This window comes from Halobiforma lacisalsi AJ5, assembly GCF_000226975.2.
Classification (GTDB): Archaea; Halobacteriota; Halobacteria; order Halobacteriales; family Natrialbaceae; genus Natronobacterium; species Natronobacterium lacisalsi.
The window spans coordinates 1,275,999-1,295,440 of record NZ_CP019285.1 but is presented as its reverse complement, the minus strand read 5'-3'; the positions used below and the strand labels follow the sequence as shown (position 1 = coordinate 1,295,440).

At 65.4% G+C, this 19,442-nt stretch carries 25 protein-coding genes, 2 tRNA genes, 1 rRNA gene and 1 pseudogene; 12 read left to right on the top strand and 17 right to left on the bottom strand.

Annotation, left to right across the window (positions count from 1 at the left end; translation table 11 throughout):
* Nucleotides 1-77 precede the first annotated feature (77 nt).
* Entirely contained in the window at nucleotides 78-2,378 is a 2,301-nt protein-coding gene (locus CHINAEXTREME_RS06110; RefSeq protein WP_007139863.1) for a PAS domain-containing sensor histidine kinase, read from the top strand.
* Nucleotides 2,379-2,572: 194 nt separating this feature from the next.
* Here CHINAEXTREME_RS06110 and CHINAEXTREME_RS06105 read toward each other — a convergent pair whose 3' ends face one another.
* Nucleotides 2,573-3,019: a chemotaxis protein CheW gene (locus tag CHINAEXTREME_RS06105; RefSeq protein ID WP_007139864.1), complete on the bottom strand. Its 447-nt coding sequence runs from the start codon at nucleotides 3,017-3,019 to the stop codon at nucleotides 2,573-2,575.
* Nucleotides 3,020-3,391: 372 nt separating this feature from the next.
* Between CHINAEXTREME_RS06105 and CHINAEXTREME_RS06100 the strand changes: the two genes are divergently transcribed.
* The 3 genes from CHINAEXTREME_RS06100 (at nucleotide 3,392) to CHINAEXTREME_RS06090 (ending at nucleotide 5,206) form a co-directional block, all read left to right on the top strand.
* Nucleotides 3,392-3,871 carry a DUF5807 family protein gene (locus CHINAEXTREME_RS06100; protein ID WP_007139865.1) on the top strand — a complete coding sequence of 160 codons (480 nt, stop codon included), beginning with the start codon at nucleotides 3,392-3,394 and terminating at the stop codon, nucleotides 3,869-3,871.
* Between the two features lie 62 nt (nucleotides 3,872-3,933).
* Nucleotides 3,934-4,632 carry a hypothetical protein gene (locus tag CHINAEXTREME_RS06095; protein WP_007139866.1) on the top strand — a complete coding sequence of 233 codons (699 nt, stop codon included), beginning with the start codon at nucleotides 3,934-3,936 and terminating at the stop codon, nucleotides 4,630-4,632.
* Between the two features lie 181 nt (nucleotides 4,633-4,813).
* On the top strand, nucleotides 4,814-5,206 hold the full coding sequence (locus CHINAEXTREME_RS06090) for a hypothetical protein (protein ID WP_010546384.1): 393 nt from the start codon (nucleotides 4,814-4,816) through the stop codon (nucleotides 5,204-5,206).
* Nucleotides 5,207-5,273: 67 nt separating this feature from the next.
* On the opposite strand, the gene CHINAEXTREME_RS06085 is transcribed toward CHINAEXTREME_RS06090, so the two are convergent.
* Together CHINAEXTREME_RS06085 and CHINAEXTREME_RS06080 are read right to left on the bottom strand one after the other, a co-directional pair.
* Entirely contained in the window at nucleotides 5,274-6,527 is a 1,254-nt protein-coding gene (locus CHINAEXTREME_RS06085) for a DHH family phosphoesterase (protein ID WP_007139868.1), read from the bottom strand.
* Nucleotides 6,528-6,599: 72 nt separating this feature from the next.
* On the bottom strand, nucleotides 6,600-7,109 hold the full coding sequence (locus CHINAEXTREME_RS06080; protein WP_007139869.1) for a universal stress protein: 510 nt from the start codon (nucleotides 7,107-7,109) through the stop codon (nucleotides 6,600-6,602).
* A 159-nt stretch (nucleotides 7,110-7,268) separates the two neighbouring features.
* On the opposite strand from CHINAEXTREME_RS06080, the gene CHINAEXTREME_RS06075 reads away from it, so the two are divergent.
* Entirely contained in the window at nucleotides 7,269-7,733 is a 465-nt protein-coding gene (locus CHINAEXTREME_RS06075; RefSeq protein WP_007139870.1) for a universal stress protein, read from the top strand.
* 89 nt (nucleotides 7,734-7,822) lie between these two features.
* Here CHINAEXTREME_RS06075 and CHINAEXTREME_RS06070 read toward each other — a convergent pair whose 3' ends face one another.
* Both CHINAEXTREME_RS06070 and CHINAEXTREME_RS06065 read right to left on the bottom strand, forming a co-directional pair.
* Nucleotides 7,823-8,425 carry a GNAT family N-acetyltransferase gene (locus CHINAEXTREME_RS06070; RefSeq protein ID WP_007139871.1) on the bottom strand — a complete coding sequence of 201 codons (603 nt, stop codon included), beginning with the start codon at nucleotides 8,423-8,425 and terminating at the stop codon, nucleotides 7,823-7,825.
* A 2-nt stretch (nucleotides 8,426-8,427) separates the two neighbouring features.
* Entirely contained in the window at nucleotides 8,428-8,796 is a 369-nt protein-coding gene (locus CHINAEXTREME_RS06065) for a universal stress protein (protein WP_007139872.1), read from the bottom strand.
* 165 nt (nucleotides 8,797-8,961) lie between these two features.
* On the opposite strand from CHINAEXTREME_RS06065, the gene CHINAEXTREME_RS06060 reads away from it, so the two are divergent.
* Together CHINAEXTREME_RS06060 and CHINAEXTREME_RS06055 are read left to right on the top strand one after the other, a co-directional pair.
* Complete coding sequence (locus CHINAEXTREME_RS06060; protein ID WP_007139873.1) at nucleotides 8,962-10,395, top strand: ATP-binding protein; 1,434 nt, start codon at nucleotides 8,962-8,964, stop codon at nucleotides 10,393-10,395.
* 88 nt (nucleotides 10,396-10,483) lie between these two features.
* Nucleotides 10,484-10,957 carry an HIT family protein gene (locus CHINAEXTREME_RS06055; protein WP_007139874.1) on the top strand — a complete coding sequence of 158 codons (474 nt, stop codon included), beginning with the start codon at nucleotides 10,484-10,486 and terminating at the stop codon, nucleotides 10,955-10,957.
* Between the two features lie 46 nt (nucleotides 10,958-11,003).
* Here CHINAEXTREME_RS06055 and CHINAEXTREME_RS06050 read toward each other — a convergent pair whose 3' ends face one another.
* The 6 genes from CHINAEXTREME_RS06050 to CHINAEXTREME_RS06025 form a co-directional block, all read right to left on the bottom strand.
* Complete coding sequence (locus tag CHINAEXTREME_RS06050; RefSeq protein WP_007139875.1) at nucleotides 11,004-11,666, bottom strand: NUDIX hydrolase; 663 nt, start codon at nucleotides 11,664-11,666, stop codon at nucleotides 11,004-11,006.
* Nucleotides 11,667-11,723: 57 nt separating this feature from the next.
* A complete protein-coding gene (locus tag CHINAEXTREME_RS06045; protein ID WP_007139876.1) occupies nucleotides 11,724-12,140 on the bottom strand; it encodes a DUF5809 family protein in 417 nt (138 codons plus the stop codon).
* A gap of 32 nt (nucleotides 12,141-12,172) precedes the next feature.
* The gene (locus CHINAEXTREME_RS06040; RefSeq protein WP_007139877.1) at nucleotides 12,173-12,655 is read right to left on the bottom strand and encodes a DUF5810 domain-containing protein; all 483 of its coding nucleotides are present in this window, start codon (nucleotides 12,653-12,655) and stop codon (nucleotides 12,173-12,175) included.
* Between the two features lie 66 nt (nucleotides 12,656-12,721).
* A complete protein-coding gene (rimI, locus tag CHINAEXTREME_RS06035; RefSeq protein ID WP_007139878.1) occupies nucleotides 12,722-13,195 on the bottom strand; it encodes a ribosomal protein S18-alanine N-acetyltransferase in 474 nt (157 codons plus the stop codon).
* Between the two features lie 93 nt (nucleotides 13,196-13,288).
* Nucleotides 13,289-13,459 carry a hypothetical protein gene (locus CHINAEXTREME_RS21790; RefSeq protein WP_169317733.1) on the bottom strand — a complete coding sequence of 57 codons (171 nt, stop codon included), beginning with the start codon at nucleotides 13,457-13,459 and terminating at the stop codon, nucleotides 13,289-13,291.
* 5 nt (nucleotides 13,460-13,464) lie between these two features.
* Nucleotides 13,465-13,959 (bottom strand): ferritin-like domain-containing protein, encoded by a 495-nt coding sequence (locus CHINAEXTREME_RS06025; protein ID WP_029601394.1) that lies wholly within the window; start codon nucleotides 13,957-13,959, stop codon nucleotides 13,465-13,467.
* Between the two features lie 244 nt (nucleotides 13,960-14,203).
* Between CHINAEXTREME_RS06025 and CHINAEXTREME_RS06020 the strand changes: the two genes are divergently transcribed.
* The 4 genes from CHINAEXTREME_RS06020 (at nucleotide 14,204) to CHINAEXTREME_RS06005 (ending at nucleotide 15,952) form a co-directional block, all read left to right on the top strand.
* Nucleotides 14,204-14,443, top strand: coding sequence for a hypothetical protein (locus tag CHINAEXTREME_RS06020; protein ID WP_007139880.1), 240 nt, complete (start codon nucleotides 14,204-14,206; stop codon nucleotides 14,441-14,443).
* A gap of 109 nt (nucleotides 14,444-14,552) precedes the next feature.
* Complete coding sequence (locus CHINAEXTREME_RS06015) at nucleotides 14,553-15,398, top strand: DUF7119 family protein (protein WP_007139881.1); 846 nt, start codon at nucleotides 14,553-14,555, stop codon at nucleotides 15,396-15,398.
* Nucleotides 15,399-15,508: 110 nt separating this feature from the next.
* Nucleotides 15,509-15,582 (top strand) — tRNA-Lys (locus CHINAEXTREME_RS06010).
* A gap of 88 nt (nucleotides 15,583-15,670) precedes the next feature.
* On the top strand, nucleotides 15,671-15,952 hold the full coding sequence (locus tag CHINAEXTREME_RS06005) for a hypothetical protein (RefSeq protein WP_007139882.1): 282 nt from the start codon (nucleotides 15,671-15,673) through the stop codon (nucleotides 15,950-15,952).
* A gap of 27 nt (nucleotides 15,953-15,979) precedes the next feature.
* Here the strand turns inward: CHINAEXTREME_RS06005 and CHINAEXTREME_RS06000 are convergent, their stop codons facing one another.
* Together CHINAEXTREME_RS06000 and CHINAEXTREME_RS05995 are read right to left on the bottom strand one after the other, a co-directional pair.
* Nucleotides 15,980-16,624, bottom strand: coding sequence for a helix-turn-helix domain-containing protein (locus CHINAEXTREME_RS06000; RefSeq protein ID WP_007139883.1), 645 nt, complete (start codon nucleotides 16,622-16,624; stop codon nucleotides 15,980-15,982).
* A 114-nt stretch (nucleotides 16,625-16,738) separates the two neighbouring features.
* Nucleotides 16,739-17,407, bottom strand: a complete 669-nt coding sequence (locus CHINAEXTREME_RS05995; RefSeq protein ID WP_007139884.1) for a hypothetical protein — start codon at nucleotides 17,405-17,407, stop codon at nucleotides 16,739-16,741.
* 328 nt (nucleotides 17,408-17,735) lie between these two features.
* Between CHINAEXTREME_RS05995 and CHINAEXTREME_RS05990 the strand changes: the two are divergent.
* A pseudogene (locus tag CHINAEXTREME_RS05990) lies at nucleotides 17,736-18,415 on the top strand (rhodanese-like domain-containing protein); the annotation flags it as partial.
* A 142-nt stretch (nucleotides 18,416-18,557) separates the two neighbouring features.
* Here the strand turns inward: CHINAEXTREME_RS05990 and CHINAEXTREME_RS05985 are convergent.
* The 4 genes from CHINAEXTREME_RS05985 to rrf all read right to left on the bottom strand — a co-directional run bounded on the left by CHINAEXTREME_RS05985 (nucleotide 18,558) and on the right by rrf (nucleotide 19,438).
* Nucleotides 18,558-18,740 (bottom strand): hypothetical protein, encoded by a 183-nt coding sequence (locus CHINAEXTREME_RS05985; RefSeq protein WP_238593356.1) that lies wholly within the window; start codon nucleotides 18,738-18,740, stop codon nucleotides 18,558-18,560.
* Complete coding sequence (locus CHINAEXTREME_RS22410; RefSeq protein WP_007139887.1) at nucleotides 18,737-18,865, bottom strand: hypothetical protein; 129 nt, start codon at nucleotides 18,863-18,865, stop codon at nucleotides 18,737-18,739. The genes CHINAEXTREME_RS05985 and CHINAEXTREME_RS22410 overlap by 4 nt, the downstream gene beginning before the upstream one ends.
* Before the next feature lie 246 nt (nucleotides 18,866-19,111).
* Nucleotides 19,112-19,187 (bottom strand) — tRNA-Cys (locus CHINAEXTREME_RS05980).
* Between the two features lie 129 nt (nucleotides 19,188-19,316).
* Nucleotides 19,317-19,438 (bottom strand): 5S ribosomal RNA (gene rrf / locus CHINAEXTREME_RS05975).
* Between the last annotated feature and the right edge of the window lie 4 nt (nucleotides 19,439-19,442).

Genomic DNA, 19,442 nt, shown 5'->3' with positions numbered 1-19,442 from the left:
GCTGCGAACGCTCCCTCGGACGGCCGCGAAGCATATCACCGTCGCTCGTCTAGACGTCCACCTCGAGAAGACATACGATGAAGGACGATCCCGAGACAGCCCAGGATAACGATACCGACCCGCTCGGCGCGATCGATTCCGGGGCCGAGAACGTCTACGAGACGATCTTTCGGGCCATCGACGACGCCGTGTTTCTGATCGACGTCGAGCGGACGGACGACGGCGGCGAGGGGGAGGAGGAGAGGCAACGGGAGGGAGAGTACACGTTCACGTTCCGACGGAACAACGCCTCACACCGGGACCAGACCGGCCTCTCCGAGGACGAACTCCGGGGACAGACGCCGCGGGAACTCCTCGGCGACGAACAGGGGGCGACCGTCGCCGAGAACTACCGGCGCTGTGTCGAACGGGCCGAGCCGATCGAGTACGAGGAAACCCTCGCGTTCGGTGCAGGCACGACCTGCTGGGAGACGAAACTGACGCCGATCCTCGAGGACGGCGAGGTGAGCGGCATCGTCGGGGCCTCGCGGAACGTGACGGAGCGAACGGAGCGGGAACGGACGCTGAACCGCATGCACCGTCGGTTCGAAACCGTGCTCGAGACCATGTCCGCCGCGGTGTTTTTGAAGGATACTGACGGCCGATTTCTGCTGATGAACCGGGCGTGTCGGGACCTGTTCGGTATCGACCAGAATGTGGACGTCACCGAGTTGACCGACGAGGATCTGTTTCCCGCGGACCGGTTGTCCGATTATCAGCGCCAGGATCGACGCGTCCTCGAGACGGGTGAGTCGATCGAAATGGAGTGGGCGGTCCCGACTGTCGAGGGGGAGAGCGTGCGGCTGATGCGGAAGTCGCCGGTGTCCGACGCCGACGGGAACGTCGAAGCCATCTGTGGGGTCTCGACGGACATCTCGGAACGGAAACGACAGCAAGAGCGACTGCAGCGCCAGTCTTCGCTGCTCGAGGCCGTGACGGAGGCAACCAGGGACGGGATGCTCGTCACCGATCCCGACTGGGAGGTGCTCCACTACAACGACCGGTTCCTCGAACTGTGGGACCTGGCCGACCGTGACGAGATCCCGACCGACGGAGAAGCGCTGCTGGCGGACGCCCTCGAGATGATCGAGGAGCCCGAGCCCGAACGGTTCACCGCCACGATCGAGCGGTTGTACGACCGTCCCGACGAGGTACACGGCGAGGAGATCCGGCTCGAGGACGGGCGCACGCTGGAGTTGTATTCGACGCCGGTCGTCGACGAAGATCGGCGATACGGTCGTCTCTGGGTCTATCGCGACGTCACCGCGCGCACCGAATACGATGCGGCCATCGAGCAGGCCCGCGAGGAGCTCCGCCAGATCATCGACCTCATTCCGGACCTGCTCTTCGTCAAGGATCGCCACGGGGAGTACCTGCTCGCGAACGAGGCGACCGCCGAGGCGTACGGAACGACGCCCGAAGCGGTCGAGGGGAGCACGGAGTCCGAGATCATTCCCGCAGCCGAGGATTCCGAGCAGTTCCGGTCCGACGACCTCGAGGTCATCGAGTCGGGCGAACCCAAATCGATCCCCGAAGAGGAGTTGACGACCGCAGACGGCGAGACGAAGACGTTCCGGACGGTCAAGATCCCCTACGAGGTGTCCGGCAGCGGCGACGACGCCGTCCTCGGCTACGCCCGGGACGTCACCGAACGCAAGGAGTACGAACGCACGCTCGAGCGACAGCGGGACAACCTCGAGTTGCTCAACCAGGTCGTCCGCCACGACGTTCGCAACGACCTCCAGCTGGTGCTTGCCTACACCGAACTTCTCCGGGAACACGTCGACGAGGGAACCGAGGAGTACGTCGAACAGGTACTGGAGGCGGCTCGCGAGGCGGTCGACATCACGGAGACGGCCCGTGACGTCACGGAGGTGTTGCTACAGGTCGGCGTCGACCGCTCTCCCGTGCGATTGCGGCCCGTCCTCGGGGACCAGGTCGACGATGTCCGCTCGAGCCACGAACGTGCGTTGCTCACCGTCGAGGGATCGCTTCCGGACGTCACGGTGCTGGCCGACGAGTTACTGGAATCGGTGTTCCGGAACCTGCTGACCAACGCGATCCTCCACAACGACGAGGACGTGCCGGAGGTCACCGTCTCGGCGGAGGCCGACGACGAAACCGTCCGCGTCCGGATCGCGGACGACGGTCCCGGTATCTCCGACGATCAGAAGAAACGGATCTTCGAGGAGGGAGAGAAGGGACTCGACAGCGACGGAACGGGACTGGGCCTCTACCTCGTCAGAACCCTCGTCGACCGGTACGAGGGTGACGTTCGAATCGTCGATAACGAACCGGAGGGAAGCGTCTTCGTCGTCGAACTTCCGGTCGTCGACTGAGACGGATCCCTGTGTCGATGTACCGGCGCACCCGCTGCCCGGCCCGGATCGCGGTTACGCCGGAACTGACGGGCAGTCACCCGTCTGAGACAGGTCGTCCCTCGGACGGCGGTGTCGGCTAGCCACCGGAATTTGGCGGTCGGTACCGACCGAGAGTCGACGGAGAACGCCACCGACGAAGGACGGAACAGGAGTTAGACGCGAACGTCGGTCGGATCGATCCAGAGCACGAACTCGTCGTCGCGGCGGATCACGCCGGCGATTCCTTCGCCCTCGACGGAGGTGTCGACCTCCTCGACGTCGATCTGCTCGACCTGGTGGACCTCGTCGGCGAGCCAGCCGATCCGCTCGTCGGAGCCGCGTTTCCGCTTGAAGACGATGATCCGGTTGCCAAGCGACGGCTCCTCGTCGCCGAAGATCATCCGCAGGTTGACGATCTTGGTCGTCTCCCCGCGCAGGTCCATGACGCCCTCGATGTGATCCGGCGTGTTCGGCACGGGCGTCAGTTCCTCCGTGTTGACGATCTCGGCGACGTAGCCGATGTCGACACAGTAGCGGTTCTCCCCGAGGCTGAACTCGAGGACGTGAGTGGTGATGCCGTCCGAATCCGCGTCCGTGGTGGTCTGGTTCGTCGTGGCCATGGTCAGGTTCGTTCCGTTCGGTCGCTCGCGGTCGCGTCGCGGCCCGGGTCGATCCCCCGTTCGGCCGCGAGCGTACCGAGCGACTGCGTTCGGAACCGTCTCCCCGGCCGTCGTACGGCCGTCGGCCGGGTGTGTGGACGGGCGTAGCTTCCCCCGTCAGGGGCGAGCGCGAAACCCGTCGGTTCCGGACATAGTCGTGAAAGGGGAGGTGACACAGATAAGTGTTTTTGCAGCGAGACCGCTTCTGACGGCCGATGGCCGTAATCTTCATGTGCGAGCATCCGGGCGACCGACTCGAGCGAGTACGGGACCGAGTCGCCGATATCGGGCGGTGTCGCGGCTTTTATCCCCCTCGAAGGCCGATAGCGGGTCATGACCGCAGACGAGAGCGAGTTTCCCGCGCGCGAGGAGTTTCTGGCGGGCGACCGACCGGACGACGTCGCCCTCTTTCTGGCCGATTCCTACGTCTCCGACGACCGGCTGGCGGAGTTCGGCGAGGACGTCGACGGCGGGGTCCTGATCGTCGTCGACGGCGAGCGCGGCCGGAGCGCGTTCCAGGCCGCGACCGGCACCGGCGCGATGCAGTTCGCCAAGTCGGCGATGGAACACGAGGGGATCGTCGACGCCGACCTCGCCGGCGGCACCTGCCCGGAGACCCCGGGCGACGACGCTGCGGACCACGAGGTCCAGTTCGTCTTCGCGTTCACCGAGGAGCAAAACGAGGACGTCGGCGGCATCTACGCCGAGGGCGACGTCGTCCACGCCTACGCGCAGTGTTCCTGTGGGGTGGCGTACTCGGATCGGTGGAACCCTGGTGACGCGGGCGACCCCGGCACCGACCTCGAGGCGTAACCGACAGGACCAGTCAGGAGTAAGGAATATCCTTTTCAGCGCCCGGAAGGTAGTCGCGGCCAATGAGTTCCTTCGACACCCCGCACGAGACGGAACGGTTCGCGCTGACGGGCCGGGAAGGTCGCGTGATGGGTGGCGCGAGCGCGCTGATGGCGCTTACCGTCGCGTTGATGTACGTCTTCGTGGCGACGCCGCTCGCGACCGTCAACGATCTCCTGTTCGGGACCGCGCCGATCCTCGGCGTACTCGTCTACGGTGCAGTGATCTTCGTCGGCGAGTTGATCGCCGAACGCGGCGTCCAGAACGGCGACATGGGAACGGCCTTCGTCGGGATGGTCCTCCTGCAGGTGGCGTTCGGCGTCTTCGGTGCCGGCGTCCTCCGGTTCGCATCGCCGGAGTCCCGCCTCACGATCCTCGGGATCACGGCGATCATCACTGCGCTCATGACTGCCCTCGTGACCGGCTACGTCTACGCTCGATCGACGACGTTCGAGCACTGGGGCCGGTTCGCGAACTACGCGTTCCTGGGCGGGATCGCAGTCATCGCCGTCGGCTCGTTCGTCCTGCCGACCCTGCTTTTGGTCGGGTTCGTCCTGGTGTTCCTCGGATTCGTGCTTCGGCTTGGCTACGAGATCTGGCAGGTCAGGGATCGCCGCGACGTCTCGACCGGCCTGCAGATCATCGGCGTCTACATCGCCGTCGCCGGGGTCTTCGTCCACGTCCTCCAGCTCGTGATGCGGTATTTCGCCTCCCAGGAGTAGTCGCCGACGGACGGTCCGCACTCGAGCACCCATCCTTCTTCACTCTCCCCGAAAATAACCCAGCAGCAAGTTTCGAGTCGTGGACCCGTCGAGAAGAAAGACCCCCAGAGACACGACACCCGATATAAACTCGATACGACGGCCACCGAGTTTATTTGAGGCGGCCGGAAACGGGGGACCGATGACGATGACGATGGACCGTCGCCAGTGGCTGACGTCGATCTGTACAGCCTCGATAGGCGCGATAGCAGGCTGTACCGGGGACCTAGAAGCCATGACCGAAGAAGTCAACGAGGAAGCGACTGAGACAGTCAACGAAACGGTCTCCGACCTGGCGCGGCCGCCGAATGCGGACGTCGAGATCGAATCGGACGGGACGATCCTCGTCCTGTCGACCGATCCGGGGACGGTCGGCGTAATGTGTGGGCTCCCGGAGACCGACGACCCCGTCGAGGAGGTCCGAACCGCGGACGAAGCCGTAACCGGTCCCGGCAAAATCGAGGGCTGTGACACGGAGCGAATCGTCGCGGTAAACGAAGCGGGGGACATCGAGGTCGTCGAACGCCTCGACTGACAGCAGGTTCAGACGGATCGGCGAACGTAAGGGCTCTCGAGTCGCGCCACGGGGCGCGCCCGACCGGCTACGTGTCGTCGACTGCTTCGTCTTCGTTGGCTTCGTCCTCGATGACCTCGCGGAACGCGTCGAGGATGACCTGTTTGGTCACCGCTCCACGCGAGGTCCAGTGATTCGCGTAGTCGAGCATGTCGTCGTAGATATCGGGCTTGCAGCCCGCGGCCTTCGGGTGGCCGCCGCCGTTTACCTTCCCCGCGACCTCGTGGCAGCGGTCGAACGCCTCGGTCCCTCGGATGGAGGCCGAGCCGGCGGGTTTGACCACGACGGATGCGTCCGCCCCTTCCTCGCGCATCGCTTCCGCGACCTCGTTTTGCGAGCAGCGCCCGTAGGTGACCCCGACCGTGTAGTCACCGATCTCGCGGTACTCCGCTCGAGCGATCGCCCGCTCGATCAACGCCTCTTTCTCGACGCGGCGTTCCTCGATGAACTCCCGGACCCAGTCCGGCAGGTCGACGCCGTACTCGCGGACGACCTCGACGTATTCCGCGGGGTTGGTCCAGTAGGCGTAGTCCGCCAGGTCGTCGCTGCGGGGGCCCTCCTGCAGCCAGAGGTCGTGGTCCCGCGTGACGGCGGCGAGTTCCTCGTACATCGGGGAGAAGTCGTACTCGAGCGAGCGATAGACCACGTCGGCCGAACACTCCTCGTCGGAGTCGCCGACGACGAGGTCCACGCCGGCTTCCCGAACCGCCTCGGCGACCGCGTCGTCCCACTGGTGGTGGTCGTACCAGGCGACCGAGTCGGCGGTCTCGAGGGCGGCCTCGAGTTCGTCCTCGACGTACTTGTAGCGGTCGGGACAGAGGTCACAGACGTAGAGGTCGATCCCGGGTTCGGCGTGGTCGGCGACCCGCTGGATGGCGTCCTCGACGTCGTGGGGGCTGGCGGGGACCAGCGCGACCTCGTGGGGCGTGGGTTCGGGCGCCTCGACGGCGTCGTCACCGGGGAGGTCGAGCGTTTCGCCCTCTTCCTCGCCGCCGGCGGGGGCGTCGTCGCCGTCAGAGGTGGGTGCTTCGTCGTCGTCCTCTCCGTCGGGCTCCGGCACCGCCCGAACGTCGTCGTAGGCCTCCCGAAGCAAGGCGACGCAGGCCAGCCCGTCGGCGTCGGGGTCGGCGATCACCGCGACCTCGGCCCCCTCGAGGGCGGCCGCGGTCCGTTCGTCCTCCAGGTCCTCCTCGAGGGAATCGGGCAGGAAGAAGCCGGTCCCCGGGAGAACTGACTTGCGGGCGATCGGGAGATCGCCGCTATCGATGAGTTCGTCGTACATGTCCCTCGATGGGGGACGACGGGGGAAGTAAGCGCCGGTCTCGAGAGTGCTCGAGTCCGACTTCGTGGCCAATCAGGCGTCGGCGTCGGCGGCTCCGGCTCCGGCTCCGTCGGTCTCGGTCTCAGTCTCGGTCTCGGCGTCGTCCCCACCCATCGGATCCAGCTGTCGCACCGTCAACACCGGCACCGGGGAGGTCCGGACGACCCGTTCCGCGACGCTGCCCAGCAGCAGGCGGTTCTCGCCGTGACGACCGCGGGTCCCCGTCGCGATCACGTCGGCGTCGATCTCGCGGGCGTACTCACAGATCTCGCTGGCCGGTCGCCCCTCGCGGACCGCCGTCTCGATCTCCCGGTCCTCGTCGGTGCGCTCCTCGACGGTCGCCAGCGCGGCGTCCGCAGTCGTCTCGAGGGCGGTACGAAGCTCCTCCCGAAGCTGCTGTGGCGAGGCGTCGACCTGGCTCGCGTCGACGACCGAGAGGGCATGTATCTCGGCGTCGAAGCGGTCGGCGAGATCGAGCGCGACGTCGACGGCCCGCTCGACGCTCTCGGAACCGTCCGTCGCGACCACGACCGTATCGAACATATCCAGTCGTTACGCCCGTAACCGCTTAAATACCACCGAAAGAGGACCGTCTCCGGGAACTGAACGGCCCACTCGAGGCCGTGGCGAAACCGAAGAGAGGGCGGCGACGCTCGAACCCACGGGGGAGGGTTTTTTTGGTCGCGGCACAGACTGAGCCGTATGGGTAAGGACGACAGCGAGCAGTTTACCGTCGATACCGTCCTCGCGCCGGTCGACGGCAGCGACGAGTCCGCCACCGCAGTCGAGTACGCCGTCGCCGTCGCGGACCGGTACGACGCCGACGTTCACGCGCTCTTCGTGCTCGGTCGCGGGGTCGTACGCGGGTTGGATGCCGGCACCGTCGACGAGGACGACGTTGCCGAGAAGACCCAGGGCTTTTTCAACGATATCGGATCGATCGCCGACGACTACGGCGTGGCGCTGTCGACGTCCGTCGACGACGGCTTCTCCCAGACGCGCAAGACCCGCCACCCCGGCAACGTCGTCCTCGACACCGCCGACGAACTCGACGCAGACTTCATCGTCTTGCCGCGGGAGCCGGTCACCGAACCGTCGGCCGAAGTCCTCGAGAAAGCCGCCGAGTACGTCCTCTCCTACGCGAGTCAGCCGGTTCTCTCGGTCTAGTGGCGTTGCGGTTCCAGGCGTCACCTCGGGGCCGAACCGAATCGTACCGCCGGGATTCACCCCCACAGCAGTGCAGGCCAGGACCGCTATTAATCTAGCAGGATCGCCATCTCCTGTTCGAAGCTCTCCCCGCCGGTCGTCTCGAAGCCGACCTGCTTGTACAGCGCGATCGCCGGCTTGTTCCATCGTTCGACGGTCAGCCAGACGCGGGTGATCCCGACGTCGCTCGCGTGCCCGAGCAACTGCTCGAGCAGGACCGTGCCGATCCCGGCCCGCTGGTACTCCTGGAGGACGAATATCGCGAGTTCCCACTCGATGTCTCCGGGGCCGAGGCCGGAGCCGGGGCCGTCAGCGTCGTCACCTTCACCGTCCATCGACGGCGGATCGTCCGCGTCGGGAACCAGCATGGCGTGTCCGATCACGTCCCCGTCGTGTCGTGCAACGACGTTGATGCTCTCGTCGGCGATCGTCTCGAGCCAGCCCCGGATACGCTCCTCACCGGTCGGCGGGATCCCCTGGGCGCGGTCGGTGGGGTCGAAGGCGTCGTACATCTCGACGACGTCGTCGATAACCTCCTCGAACGAGTCCGGCGCGCGGACCTCGATCGTACGGCCCTCGCCGTCCTCGAACGTCGACGGCGGCGAGGGGAACGGGCCCGATGGTTCGTCCGGGTAGACGCGCGTACCTGACATCGTTATCGCACCAGCTTGACGGTCGTCGGCGCGTTCAGCAGAACGAATTCGGTGATCGGCCCCAGCTGGATCTTCCCCATCGGACTCAGGGTGCCGCCGCCGATCACCAGCTGGTCGAACTCGCCCTGTTCCGCGTAGTCGACGAGCGCGCTTCCCGGATCGCCCTCGAGTTCAACGATATTGGCGTCGATGTCAGTGCCGTCGAGCAGTTCCTCCGCCTGTTCGCGCATCTCCTCCTGCGAGCGTTTCGACTCCGGTTTCTCGAGGATAGCAACGGTGAGATCGTCGTCGACTTCCCTGGTCCGCTCGATCGTCCGGCGGAGCGTCTTTATCGATTCGTCGCTGCCCCCGAGACCCATCAGTACGTCCATACGAACAGGTGTTGCGCCGACGGACGAAAACCGTTATGCCGCTGTCGAGCCGGTCGTCCGCGTCGGCGTCCATTCACGGGCCCGCGTTCGGACGTACATGTAAATCGCGTTCGCCAGCGCAGCAGGACGACGCTGTTAAGAGCGTGTGGGCGTTACGTCGAACGAATGAGTGATGCGGCGCTCGATGTCGTCGAGTTCCTGCTCACGACGAGCGTGTACTCGGACGACCGGACGTTAGACGAGAACGACCTGCCGCCGTCGTTCCGACAGGTGTTCTGGACCGGTGGGAGCGGCGGTTCCGACGCCGGATCGGACGGCGACGACGACGGGAGCAGTCGCCGCCGCGCCGGGATCAGCCGGCCGCTCTCGGCGACCAACGCGACGGCGCGTGAGGCGACCGGCATCGAACGGCCCTGGGAAGCCGTCTCGGAGCTCATGTTCACCGAACGCGACGAGTTCTCCGGGACGATTACGATCACCCAGCGGGACCTGGCCGAGGAGTGGTTCCTCGAGCGCGTCGACGACGAACGGCTCCTCGAAAACCCCACCCTGGCGAAACACTTCGAGGATCACGAGACCTACGACGGCGAGGCCACCCACGAGGAGGCCCGCGAGCGCAACCGGCCGATCCAGGCCGACCGCGCCTGGATCGACGGCCTGCTCGAGGAGTACTTCGACGAGGAAGAGGACGAGGACATGCTCGACCTCGTCGAGGTTCGAGCCCCCGAGGAGGTCGAGATCACGCTCGACGACCTCGTGCTCACCGACGACCAGGAGAACGAACTCGACAAGATCGCGAAGGCGATCGAACACCGGGATTACCTCTCGCAGATCGGCCTGCGGGAGATCGGCAAACTGCTGTTCGTCGGGCCGCCGGGGACGGGGAAGACGTCGACCGCGCAGGCACTGGCTCGCGATATGGACCTGCCGTTCGTCGAGGTCAAACTCTCGATGATCACCTCCCAGTACCTCGGCGAGACGGCGAAAAACGTCGACAAGACCTTCGAGGTCGCAAAGCGGCTCTCGCCGTGTATCCTCTTTATCGACGAGTTCGACTTCGTCGCGAAGACGCGCCGCAGCGACGAACACGCCGCGCTCAAGCGCGCCGTCAACACGCTGCTCAAGAGCATCGACAACATCTCGCTGATCGAGGACGACGTGTTGCTGATCGGCGCGACCAACCATCCGGATCAACTCGACGACGCCGCCTGGCGGCGGTTCGACGAGATCATCAACTTCCCCAAGCCCGACTACAACATGCGGGCGGACATCCTCCAAGTCATCACCCGCCAGATGAAAATCGAGGAGTTCGATCCGCAACTGATCGCCGAGGCGACCGAGGGCCTGACCGGCAGCGACCTCCGGATGGTGCTCCGGGAGGCGGTACTAGAGGCGCTGACCGAGGACCGGACGACGCTGACCCAGGAGGACCTGCTAAACGCCGTCGAGGAGTTCGAGGAGCGGGATAACCTCAAGAACATGGACATGATCGAGGGCGACCACGAGGCGCTCGTCGCGGGCGGCGACATCGGGAAGGCCAGTGACGGGGGCCATTCGCACGGGCACGATCACGACCACGATCACGACCACGATCACTGACCCCCGATAGCCACCTCCGCGCTCGAGCGCCCCTCTACACGACGACCTCGAGCGACGCAGTTTTCAGTTTTGCTGACGATATCTCGGTGTGACCTGTCCGTTCTGTGAAATCGTCGACGGAGACGGGGACGGGGACGGGGACGGAAACGGGGACGGGGACGGTGACACCCTCCTTCTCGAGGAGACGGACGAAACGATCGCGTTCGCGCCCCTCGACCCCGTGTCGGAGGGGCACCTGCTCGTCGTCCCGAAAACTCACTACGAGAGCCTGTTCGACATCCCGGCGGAGACGCTCGCCGAGGTGACGACCCACGCCCGGAGCATCGTTCGACGGCTCCGCGACGCCGGTTTCGACGGCGCGAACCTCCTCCACGCCAGCGGCGAGGCCGCCCAGCAGTCGGTGCCACACTTCCACCTGCACGTCGCGCCACGTCGCGCCGACGACGGGCTAGATCTCTGGCCGGAAAGCGGCTACGAGGAAGGAGAGGGGAAACTCGACCGCCCCTACGAGCGGATACGCGAGGCTCTCGAACTCGAGTGCGCCGGCCGAACCGACTCGTAGACGGAAAGAGCAGGTCTACGCCGCCGAACGGAAGCGGCTCGGCGCCTCAGATCAACCCGTCCTCCTTGGCCAGCAGCAACGCCGTCAGCGTCGAGTCGTTGGCCGGCTGCTCGCGGGCGCGCTCGAGCGCCTCGTCGACCGGGACCGTCCGTACCTCGAGGAACTCGTTGTTGTCGAGTTCGCGCTGGCCGGGCTCGAGTCCCTCCGCGTAGACGATCCCGCGGTCGTGTCGGAGCACGCCCGTCGCAACCGCGTACTCCTGGAGCAAGGCGGTACTCGAGGGCCGGAATCCGGTCTCCTCCTCGAGTTCCCGCGTGGCGGCCGTCGTGTAGGACTCGCCGTCCTCGACGATCCCCGCGGGGAGTTCGAGGTGGGTTTCCCGGATCGTCGGGCGGTACTGTTCGACGAACAGGAGTCGGTCGCCGTCCGTGTCCTCGTCGGACCCAACGGACGCGTCGGCACCCTCGAGGACGCTCCCGTCGATCCGGGCCACCACGACGACCGCCGGCGGTAGGTCCGCCCAGTAGTAGCGTTTCTCCGTGCCGTCCGGCTGTTCGACGCGGTCGTAACCGCCGTCGTACCAGTCGGTCTCGTACTCGGTGACCTCCTCGAGGAGCGCCCAGTCGTCGGGTGTGTTGGCGTCCGGGTCCCGGTCCGGGTCCCGGTCTCCCTCGCGATCCCCTGAAGATGATGGTGGCGATGGCGTCATCGACGAACGCTCCGCCCTCGATGGAAGAATAGGTGGCGATGCCCGCCGCCCGCAGAGCTATCCCGAGAAGTGCTCGCGGTACAGCCGGCCGAACGCCTGCCGGCGGAGCGTCGCGACCGCCGCGTCCTCCTCGTTCTGGAAGGTGGCTGCGACGGCTTCCCCCTCGGGACCGGCGTGCCAGACGGCCCGCTCTACGTTCTCGTGGCCGAGGGTCGTCACCTCGCCGTCGTAGGACTCCCGCCAGGCCTCGTACTCCTCCCGGGAGCCGACCCGTACCTCGAGCAGGCTCGCGAACAGGGCGTCCCGTGCGGTCTCGACGACCTCGCCGGTGACGCGGTCGTCGTACTCCTCGCGGTCGAACTCCATGGCCTTCGCGACCTCGCGGACGACCGTCTGGGCCGCGGGGCCGACCGTCTCGTACTGCGCTCGTGCGTCCTCGACCGACGACGGCGAGAACGTTCCGACCGTGTGCATAGACGAGAGTGTCGGCGGCAGCCTGTTACCTGTTACGCGTCGTCGCCGGTCCTGTCGTTCCCGTCGCCCGCGTCGTCTCCCTCCTCAAGATTACCGTCCTCCGTTCCACTGGATCCGTCCTCGGAGACCTCGTCAACGTCCTCGTGCATCCGCCGCGTCAGTTCCTGCGCTTCCCGAAGCACGCTTTCCGCCTCCGAGGTGAGCGAGCCGCGTCCGGCCTGGCGGGTCTGGCGAGCGAGTCCGTCCTCGAGCGCGTCGGGACGGCCGGGGCTGCCGTGCCCGTGGTCGTGCCCGTGTCCGTGGCCGCCCTCGAACTCCGGCGTCTCGATCTCCGGGGCGTACTCGGCGACGACCTCACCCAGACTCTCCGGATCGCGGTCGCCCCAGTCGGGGGCGTGGTCCTCGAGCCACTCCCGGTGGTCCTCGCGACCGAGCGAGGCCGTAATGGCGAGGTGGTTCGCGAGGTGGGCCGCGTCGGCCTGTTCAGCGTCGCAGACGGGGCAGGCGTATCCCATGTTCGACCGATACGCCGCGAGCGGTAAAACGTCGCCGTCCCGCGGCGGAAGAACGTCGCGTCGGGGTCAGTCCAACTTCCGGATCATGACGATCGCGTCCTCGTCGTCGTAGTAGTCCGGCATCCGCCTGAGCGGCTCGAAGCCGAACTCCCGGTAGAGCCGCTTTGCCTTGTCGTTAGATCTGCGGACCTCGAGTTTGACGCTGTCCGCGCCGTGGGCCGCCATCACCGCGAGCGCCCGGGACAGCAGGGCCGAGCCGATCCCGTTGCCGCGATGGTCGGGGTGGACGGCGATATCTTTGATGTGGCCGATGCGGCGGCCGACGTTCGAACTCACGTCGGCGACGACGTACCCGGCGATCCGCCCGTCGTCGACGGCGACGAGAAAGCCGGGTTCACCGAGGAAGCGGTCGAACGCGTCGTACGGCCAGGGCTGTGAGAACGAGGCGTTCTCGATCCGAACGACTGCCAGCAGGTCGGCACGCTCCGCGGGCCGAATCGAGAGGTCGCCGCCGCGATCCGTCGGGAACTGGACGGTCACGGACGCGTGTAGCACCCGCGAGATAAAAGAACTGTTCGCCTCCCTCTCCCGTCGTCGGTTCCGTCCTCGAACCCCGTCGCCTGCATTATCTCCTCAGGCGTCGTTCTCGCTTTCGTCCCCGTTTTCGTTGCCTTCGCTTTCGTCCGTCTCGTCGATGGTCGTCGTCGGCTGCTCGTCTTCGGTCCCGCCGTACTGCGTCTGGGGTTCTTCCTCCTCGTCCCCGACCTCGCCCTCGCCCTCGGCTTCGCCCCCGTTAGTTCCCATCGAAATCACTCCGCCGGAATGGCGTCCATCGCGTAGGTCTCGGTTAGTTCTTTCAGTTCGTCGAGCGCGTCCTGCTCCTCGCGGAGGTTCTCCTCGAGGAGGTCGGCCGCCTCGTCCATCCCGAGTTGGTCGGCCAGGGGGATCAGGTTCCCGTAGGCGGCGATCTCGTAGTGTTCCGTCTTCTCCGCGGCTGCCATGTTGTGGTAATCCATGACTTCCTGTGCGGGATCCATCGACTCGAACTCCTCGTACTCCTCGATCAGCCCCTCGATCCCTTCACACTCCTCTTTCTCGGGCGGCTCCCCGAACATCTCGAAAACCTCCTCGAGGCGGTCGATCTGCCCCTGTGTCTCCTCCCGGTGCTCGGCGAACGCCTCCGCGATCTCGTCCCGTTCGGTGTTCTCCTCGAGGTCCTCGAGCGCGTCGACGAGCTGGTGCTCGGCGTGGTAGATGTCCTCGAGGCCGTGTTCGAACAGGTCCTGAATCGTGTCCATGCTCATGTCTCCGGGCGGCGGTTCGCTAGCCCCGAGAAAAAGCGACGAGCCTGCGACGGCAGGTGAACGGCCGTCAGCGGAGAGTTTCGGCGTCCGAGTCCACGTACTCTCTCGCCGTAGCTACAGGTAGCCAACCCGGACGACGGCGACCGCGAACTCGAGCCGTGACGTCCCCGGCACGTCCAACCCGGAGCCGACGGCCGAACGATGTCGGAGCATGACTTATACACTTCAGACGTGAATCGCGTCCATGACCGCACCCGAGGATCCCCTGGACGACGATGAACGACCCGAATCCGACGGGTCCGAAGGGGCCGAAGATGGGAGCGACGACGGCAGCGACGATTCCGAGCGGGAACGGGAACGGGAGCGAGAACGGGAGCAGGAACGCGATCCAGGATCCGACTTCGAGATCGACGTCGAGGACGGTGCGGGCTGTGTGGAGATCTGGGAACGCCTCTCCGAGAGCCGGTCGGACGACGAGTCCTGACCGGACAGGACCGGCGGCCGCTCTCCTCTCATGACGAGGATATCCGGTGTCAGGGGAGAGATTCGCCACAGTAGCGACCTTTTTGCGTTCGAAGTCCCTACCGCGGTGCATGACTACCGATCGGTCCGGGGAGCCACCCGATCAGCGCGATGGAGACGACGGTTCCCCCACCCACGAGAGTCGCGACACACCCGACCGAGAGAGAAATCGGACTCCGAGAACCGACGGCGGCGGGGCAGGTGACCGTTCCACCGACGGCGAGCAGTCCCGCGAGCGCGACCCCGACCCCGACGACGGCCGCGCCCGGGACGCGTCGATTCCCACCGATCGCGAATCCCCCGTCGGCGCACCGGTCATCCGTGGGGACGAATCCGTCGCCGGACCCCACGCCCGCGAAGCCGTCCAGTTCGATCCCGACGATCCCGACAGCCTCGAGGAAGCCGCCGAAACGGTCCGGACGTTCGCGAGCGAGAGCGGCGGTGACGACCACCTCTTCATGCTCCGAGGTGCCGCTGCCTGTGCCGCGCTCGTTCGCGCCGAAGGCTCCTACAAGGCAGCCGCCGAACGCGCCGGAAGCGAAGTAACCGTCTCGTTCATTCGGAAGTGGGCGCGGGTGCACGACCTCCCGCGGTCCGTCCGCAAGCAGGTCGCGATCGGCGAGATCGCCCCTACGGCCGCCAAGCACATCGCTCGAGTCAGCGGGGAAGCTCGACTCCTGCTCGCCTGGGCCATCCTCGACGGCGACCTCACCGTCCGGGAGGTTCGCAGCGTCGCCAGCGCCGTCAACGACGGCACGTCGATCGAGCGTGCCCTTGCCGACTGCGACGTCGCGCTCGGGGAACTGGAACTCCGGCTGCCGCCCGAGACGTACCGCGACCTCCGGCGGTGCGCTTCCATCGACGATGTCGATCCCGGGCAGATCGTGACCGACGCGCTCCGTGAGTACCTCGAGTAATTTGGTGCCGCTGTTCCTGAACCGGACCGAATCGAACCGAATCGAACCGGCCGCAGTCCCGACATCGAAAGAAAACGTTTAACCACCACTCACGGATAGTGGTAAGCACAGGGCCGGTAGCTCAGTCTGGCAGAGCGTCTGGCTTTTAACCAGACGGTCGCGTGTTCAAATCGCGCCCGGCCCGCTTTCCTGTCGCGAACAAATTCGTGAGCGACAGGTAACGGATCCGGCGGGATTTGAATCTATCGCTCGAGCGGTCCGACTATCTCCCCATGACGGGACCGAGTACGACCGACCTCGAGGTCGAGGACGTACCGCTCCGACCAGCAGTCGCCGAGCGGTTTCGGGTCTCGATCGGGCTGAAGGAAACGCCCGAAACGCTCGCCGACTGGACAGCGGTCGCGGTCGACGACGAACGGGCGTACGAGACGTGGGCAAATCGTACAGACGACCTCATCACGATGTCGCTATCGCTGTCCACTGTGCTCGCAGCCGCAGAGTCGGTGACAGAGGAATGGAACGAACCGAAAGGCTTCCCGAGGTCCGATGGGTGAGGAAGAGACCGACGCCTCGAGAGCGGGTCAGTCTTGGACCGCGAGTTGCTGGGTGAGCAGGTTCCGTTCCGCCCGCTGGAGGTGTTCGGAGATCGTGCCGTCGTCGAGTCCCATCTCGTCGGCGACGTCGTCGATCGACGCCTCCCGCGGCACCTCGTAAAACCCCATGTCGTAGGCGGTCTGGAGGACGTCGAGTTGCCGATCAGTCAGCGCGTCGAGCGTCCGCTGGCCACCCTCGTACTCACCGAGTTTGTGGAGATCCGGCGCGATCCCGGCCTCCTCGAAGTTGCGGAGCATCGCTCGAATCGACTCCTGGGACCCGACCAGCGACAGCAACATTCCACGGTCGCTCACCGTCGGATCGCACATTCCCACCAGGTCGTCGTGGTCGACCGACGCCGTCTCGGGCATCTCAAGCGCCGTCACCTCGAGGAGGTAGAGATACGAGTCGTCCTTCTCGGTGATGAACTCCCAGTCTTCGACGCTCTCGATACGATCGAGCCTATCCTCGTCGAATCGCGTCTCGACCTCGATCTGCGAGACTCCGCCCGTCCCCTCGTCTTCCAGCAACTCGAGTTCTCGAACGCCCGCCTCCCGACACAGCGAGACCAGCTCCCCGTACCCCATGGCCTCGATTTCCTCGTCAGTGAGGTTGATGATCGCTTCCCGCATACGTTACTAGACTCCACACCCCCACAAAACGGTTCGCCCCCACTACCTGCCAGTATCGTCGGCAGACAAAGTCTTCCCGGACGATAAACCGATCCACTTCCCCCGGCTATCGCGTCAGTCCGGTTCAGTCCGTCGCTCGCTCCAGCCGAACTCGAGCCAGCCGATGGCGACGACGAAGCTTCCCATGCCGGCCACCGCCAGTGGTCCGTGATGGGCACCGATCGCGACGCTCGAGGCGACGAGCAATGCGAGCGGGACGCGCGGTGCATCCGCACGGTAGAGGACGACCGCGAGCGCACCGACCGCCACGAGGTATCCAACTGCCCCCACCGCACCGGCGGCAAACAACAGCGGCTCGGTATGGATGTACTGGACGACTTCCGCGACACCCGCCTGTTGTTCTGCCGGCAGGGTCTGCCCTTCGCGAATCAACAACCCCTTGGCGACACCGACAGTGGCGACGTACCCGAGATAGAAGAACCCGAACACACCGGCCCCCGTCCGCGCGAGCGCCGCCGGCAGTCCCCGGTAACCGCTCGAGAGGAAGTACAGGCCCATGGCGATCGTCGCTAACGAGGCGAACAACAGGACGTGTGTCACAACGAAGGTGTCGGCAACGGGCGACAGGCTCGCGTAGACGTCGTGGCCAGCATGTGGATGGAACCACATCGCGACCGCCGCACCGAGCGACCCGCCGAACAGGACGAGACGCCGAACCACGCCGGAACGCTCCTGCTGGGTACCCGTCTTTCCTATCCGTTTCGTCTTGCTGGGTGCACTCATGGTATCACCGCACCCCATCGTATAGCCGGCTCTCCCGTCGGTTTCACCCCCATCCTGATAGGCGAGTTTAACTGATGGCGGCTGCATCGGATCACCACGCTCGAGACTCGGCCAGGGGATCCGGCAGGCGTCTCCCCCATTACGACTGCGCGGCGATCGGACTACCATTGATCGAGCAGAACTGTTCCACCGTTCGTGACCCCACCAATCCGATCGACCGTCGAACGGGCACTCGGCCGGCGCTGCTCGATTAGAACCGGCCGTCATAAATGCCCCCAGTGGACTCGGAAACAAGGCTTCGGGGATCCGGGTGTATGACCTCTACGTGATGAGCGAAATCACGCCCGACCGACTCGCCGACCGACTCGCCGACGAAGACGACGGTATCTTCATCCTCGATATCCGGCCAGGAGAGGAGTACGAAGCGTGGCACATCTCCGGTAGCGAAAACATCCCTATTTACGATCTATTGACGGAGGATCTCAGGGTGGCCGATCCCGCTCTCTCGACTCTACCGAGAGACGCGGAGATCGTCACAGTATGCGCGGCCGGGGTCGTCTCACAGAAGGCGACCGATCGCCTCAGAACGATCGGGTACGACGCCAAGACACTCGCCAACGGAATGCAGGGGTGGAGTCGCGTCCATCGACACGCCCCGATCGAGATCGATATCGACGGTACGCTCGTCCAAGTCGCACGTCCCGGCAAGGGCTGTCTCTCTCACGTCCTGCTCTCGGACGGCGAGGCGGCAGTCTACGACCACTCACAGTACGTCTCGGAGTGCGAATCGATCATCGACGAGTACGATGCCGATCTCGTCGCCGTCGGCGTTTCGACACCCACGCACACGCCGATCACGTTTCGGGAGGACGACGGCTCGCCGATCGCCACGAGGTCCCGTACTACCGTCACCCCCACGACGCCCACGGGGTCGACGCCGCAGCGTTGATCGACGGCCGGAGTTTCGACGTCGGTAACGTCCACGGCGGCGTCGTTCACACAGCTGGGATCGGCGTCAGCGAGCCAGAGCAGTCGCTTCGCGTTGGCGTTCGGGTGGTTCTCGGCTGCGAGCTCGAGGCGCTCGAGGACCTCGTCCTCGGCCCCGATCATGCGATCTCACCCCGCGCGGCCTCGCGAAGGGCGTGCGCGTCTACTTTCGAGCAGTCGAAACAGAGAGTGTCGTGTCCGTGCGGAGACCGGCGATAGATCGCGTATCGTTCACAGTCGACCTTGGAGGGGCGAACGTCTCTCCACAGTAGGTGACGCCGGCCAGACTCTCGACGCAGTAGCCGTCGTGGCCGTTGTCGAGGTTGACGACGTAGCCGGTCGTCACGCCGACCACCCCCAGTCCTCAAGTGTCGTCTGACCGTCGACGTCGGGGCGTTCGACCTCGTCGGTCTCCTCTGGGACCGGGACGTTCTCGGTCCGTTCCTCACCGACGTCTTCGGGATCGGTCACGTACTTGACCTGTTCAGCCTGCTCGTCGAGCTCCGGGCGCTCGGTGATCGCCTGATAGGTCGCGTCGATCGAGACACCACGACCATCGCGACCACCGACTACTACGCGGCGACACCCCCGTTAGCCGCCGCTATCGCAGTATGTGTTTTAGTATATGGTATTTGAGTATTGGAAAAGTCCGTTACAGGCGCCGAAAGTGACGTCTGGAACCCTACAACCCAGTTGGATTGTAAGGAATTTGGTATAAGCCAAGGGCCGGATTTGAACCGGCGGTGGGCGGCTCTGCAGGCCGCTGCGTTCGGCCGGACTCTGCCACCTTGGCGCGTTCGAAAGTTATCACTGCGTTCGTTTAAGCATAGCGGTACGGCTCGACGACGGGACCCTATAACGAGAAAAAGCCACAGGCACCGGACGGTACCTGTGGCTCTCGATCGCTTAGTATGAAGTATGAGTGGGGCGGCGAATCGACGTTCCCAGAGGGTCTCCCACTCCAGTAGTTGCCGATACGCAGGCGGGCTTATCTTCCGTGTTCGGGATGGGTACGGGAGGAACCCCGCCGCTCTGGCCGCCTAAATGC

Bases quoted from the DNA above. Each gene is read 5' to 3' on its own strand.
- CHINAEXTREME_RS06110 (WP_007139863.1), top strand. From the start codon at position 78: ATGAAGGACGATCCCGAGACAGCCCAGGATAACGATACCGACCCGCTC.
- CHINAEXTREME_RS06105 (WP_007139864.1), bottom strand. From the start codon at position 3,019: ATGGCCACGACGAACCAGACCACCACGGACGCGGATTCGGACGGCATC.
- CHINAEXTREME_RS06100 (WP_007139865.1), top strand. From the start codon at position 3,392: ATGACCGCAGACGAGAGCGAGTTTCCCGCGCGCGAGGAGTTTCTGGCG.
- CHINAEXTREME_RS06095 (WP_007139866.1), top strand. From the start codon at position 3,934: ATGAGTTCCTTCGACACCCCGCACGAGACGGAACGGTTCGCGCTGACG.
- CHINAEXTREME_RS06090 (WP_010546384.1), top strand. From the start codon at position 4,814: ATGACGATGACGATGGACCGTCGCCAGTGGCTGACGTCGATCTGTACA.
- CHINAEXTREME_RS06085 (WP_007139868.1), bottom strand. From the start codon at position 6,527: ATGTACGACGAACTCATCGATAGCGGCGATCTCCCGATCGCCCGCAAG.
- CHINAEXTREME_RS06080 (WP_007139869.1), bottom strand. From the start codon at position 7,109: ATGTTCGATACGGTCGTGGTCGCGACGGACGGTTCCGAGAGCGTCGAG.
- CHINAEXTREME_RS06075 (WP_007139870.1), top strand. From the start codon at position 7,269: ATGGGTAAGGACGACAGCGAGCAGTTTACCGTCGATACCGTCCTCGCG.
- CHINAEXTREME_RS06070 (WP_007139871.1), bottom strand. From the start codon at position 8,425: ATGTCAGGTACGCGCGTCTACCCGGACGAACCATCGGGCCCGTTCCCC.
- CHINAEXTREME_RS06065 (WP_007139872.1), bottom strand. From the start codon at position 8,796: ATGGACGTACTGATGGGTCTCGGGGGCAGCGACGAATCGATAAAGACG.
- CHINAEXTREME_RS06060 (WP_007139873.1), top strand. From the start codon at position 8,962: ATGAGTGATGCGGCGCTCGATGTCGTCGAGTTCCTGCTCACGACGAGC.
- CHINAEXTREME_RS06050 (WP_007139875.1), bottom strand. From the start codon at position 11,666: ATGACGCCATCGCCACCATCATCTTCAGGGGATCGCGAGGGAGACCGG.
- CHINAEXTREME_RS06045 (WP_007139876.1), bottom strand. From the start codon at position 12,140: ATGCACACGGTCGGAACGTTCTCGCCGTCGTCGGTCGAGGACGCACGA.
- CHINAEXTREME_RS06040 (WP_007139877.1), bottom strand. From the start codon at position 12,655: ATGGGATACGCCTGCCCCGTCTGCGACGCTGAACAGGCCGACGCGGCC.
- CHINAEXTREME_RS21790 (WP_169317733.1), bottom strand. From the start codon at position 13,459: ATGGGAACTAACGGGGGCGAAGCCGAGGGCGAGGGCGAGGTCGGGGAC.
- CHINAEXTREME_RS06025 (WP_029601394.1), bottom strand. From the start codon at position 13,959: ATGAGCATGGACACGATTCAGGACCTGTTCGAACACGGCCTCGAGGAC.
- CHINAEXTREME_RS06020 (WP_007139880.1), top strand. From the start codon at position 14,204: ATGACCGCACCCGAGGATCCCCTGGACGACGATGAACGACCCGAATCC.
- CHINAEXTREME_RS06015 (WP_007139881.1), top strand. From the start codon at position 14,553: ATGACTACCGATCGGTCCGGGGAGCCACCCGATCAGCGCGATGGAGAC.
- CHINAEXTREME_RS06005 (WP_007139882.1), top strand. From the start codon at position 15,671: ATGACGGGACCGAGTACGACCGACCTCGAGGTCGAGGACGTACCGCTC.
- CHINAEXTREME_RS06000 (WP_007139883.1), bottom strand. From the start codon at position 16,624: ATGCGGGAAGCGATCATCAACCTCACTGACGAGGAAATCGAGGCCATG.
- CHINAEXTREME_RS05995 (WP_007139884.1), bottom strand. From the start codon at position 17,407: ATGAGTGCACCCAGCAAGACGAAACGGATAGGAAAGACGGGTACCCAG.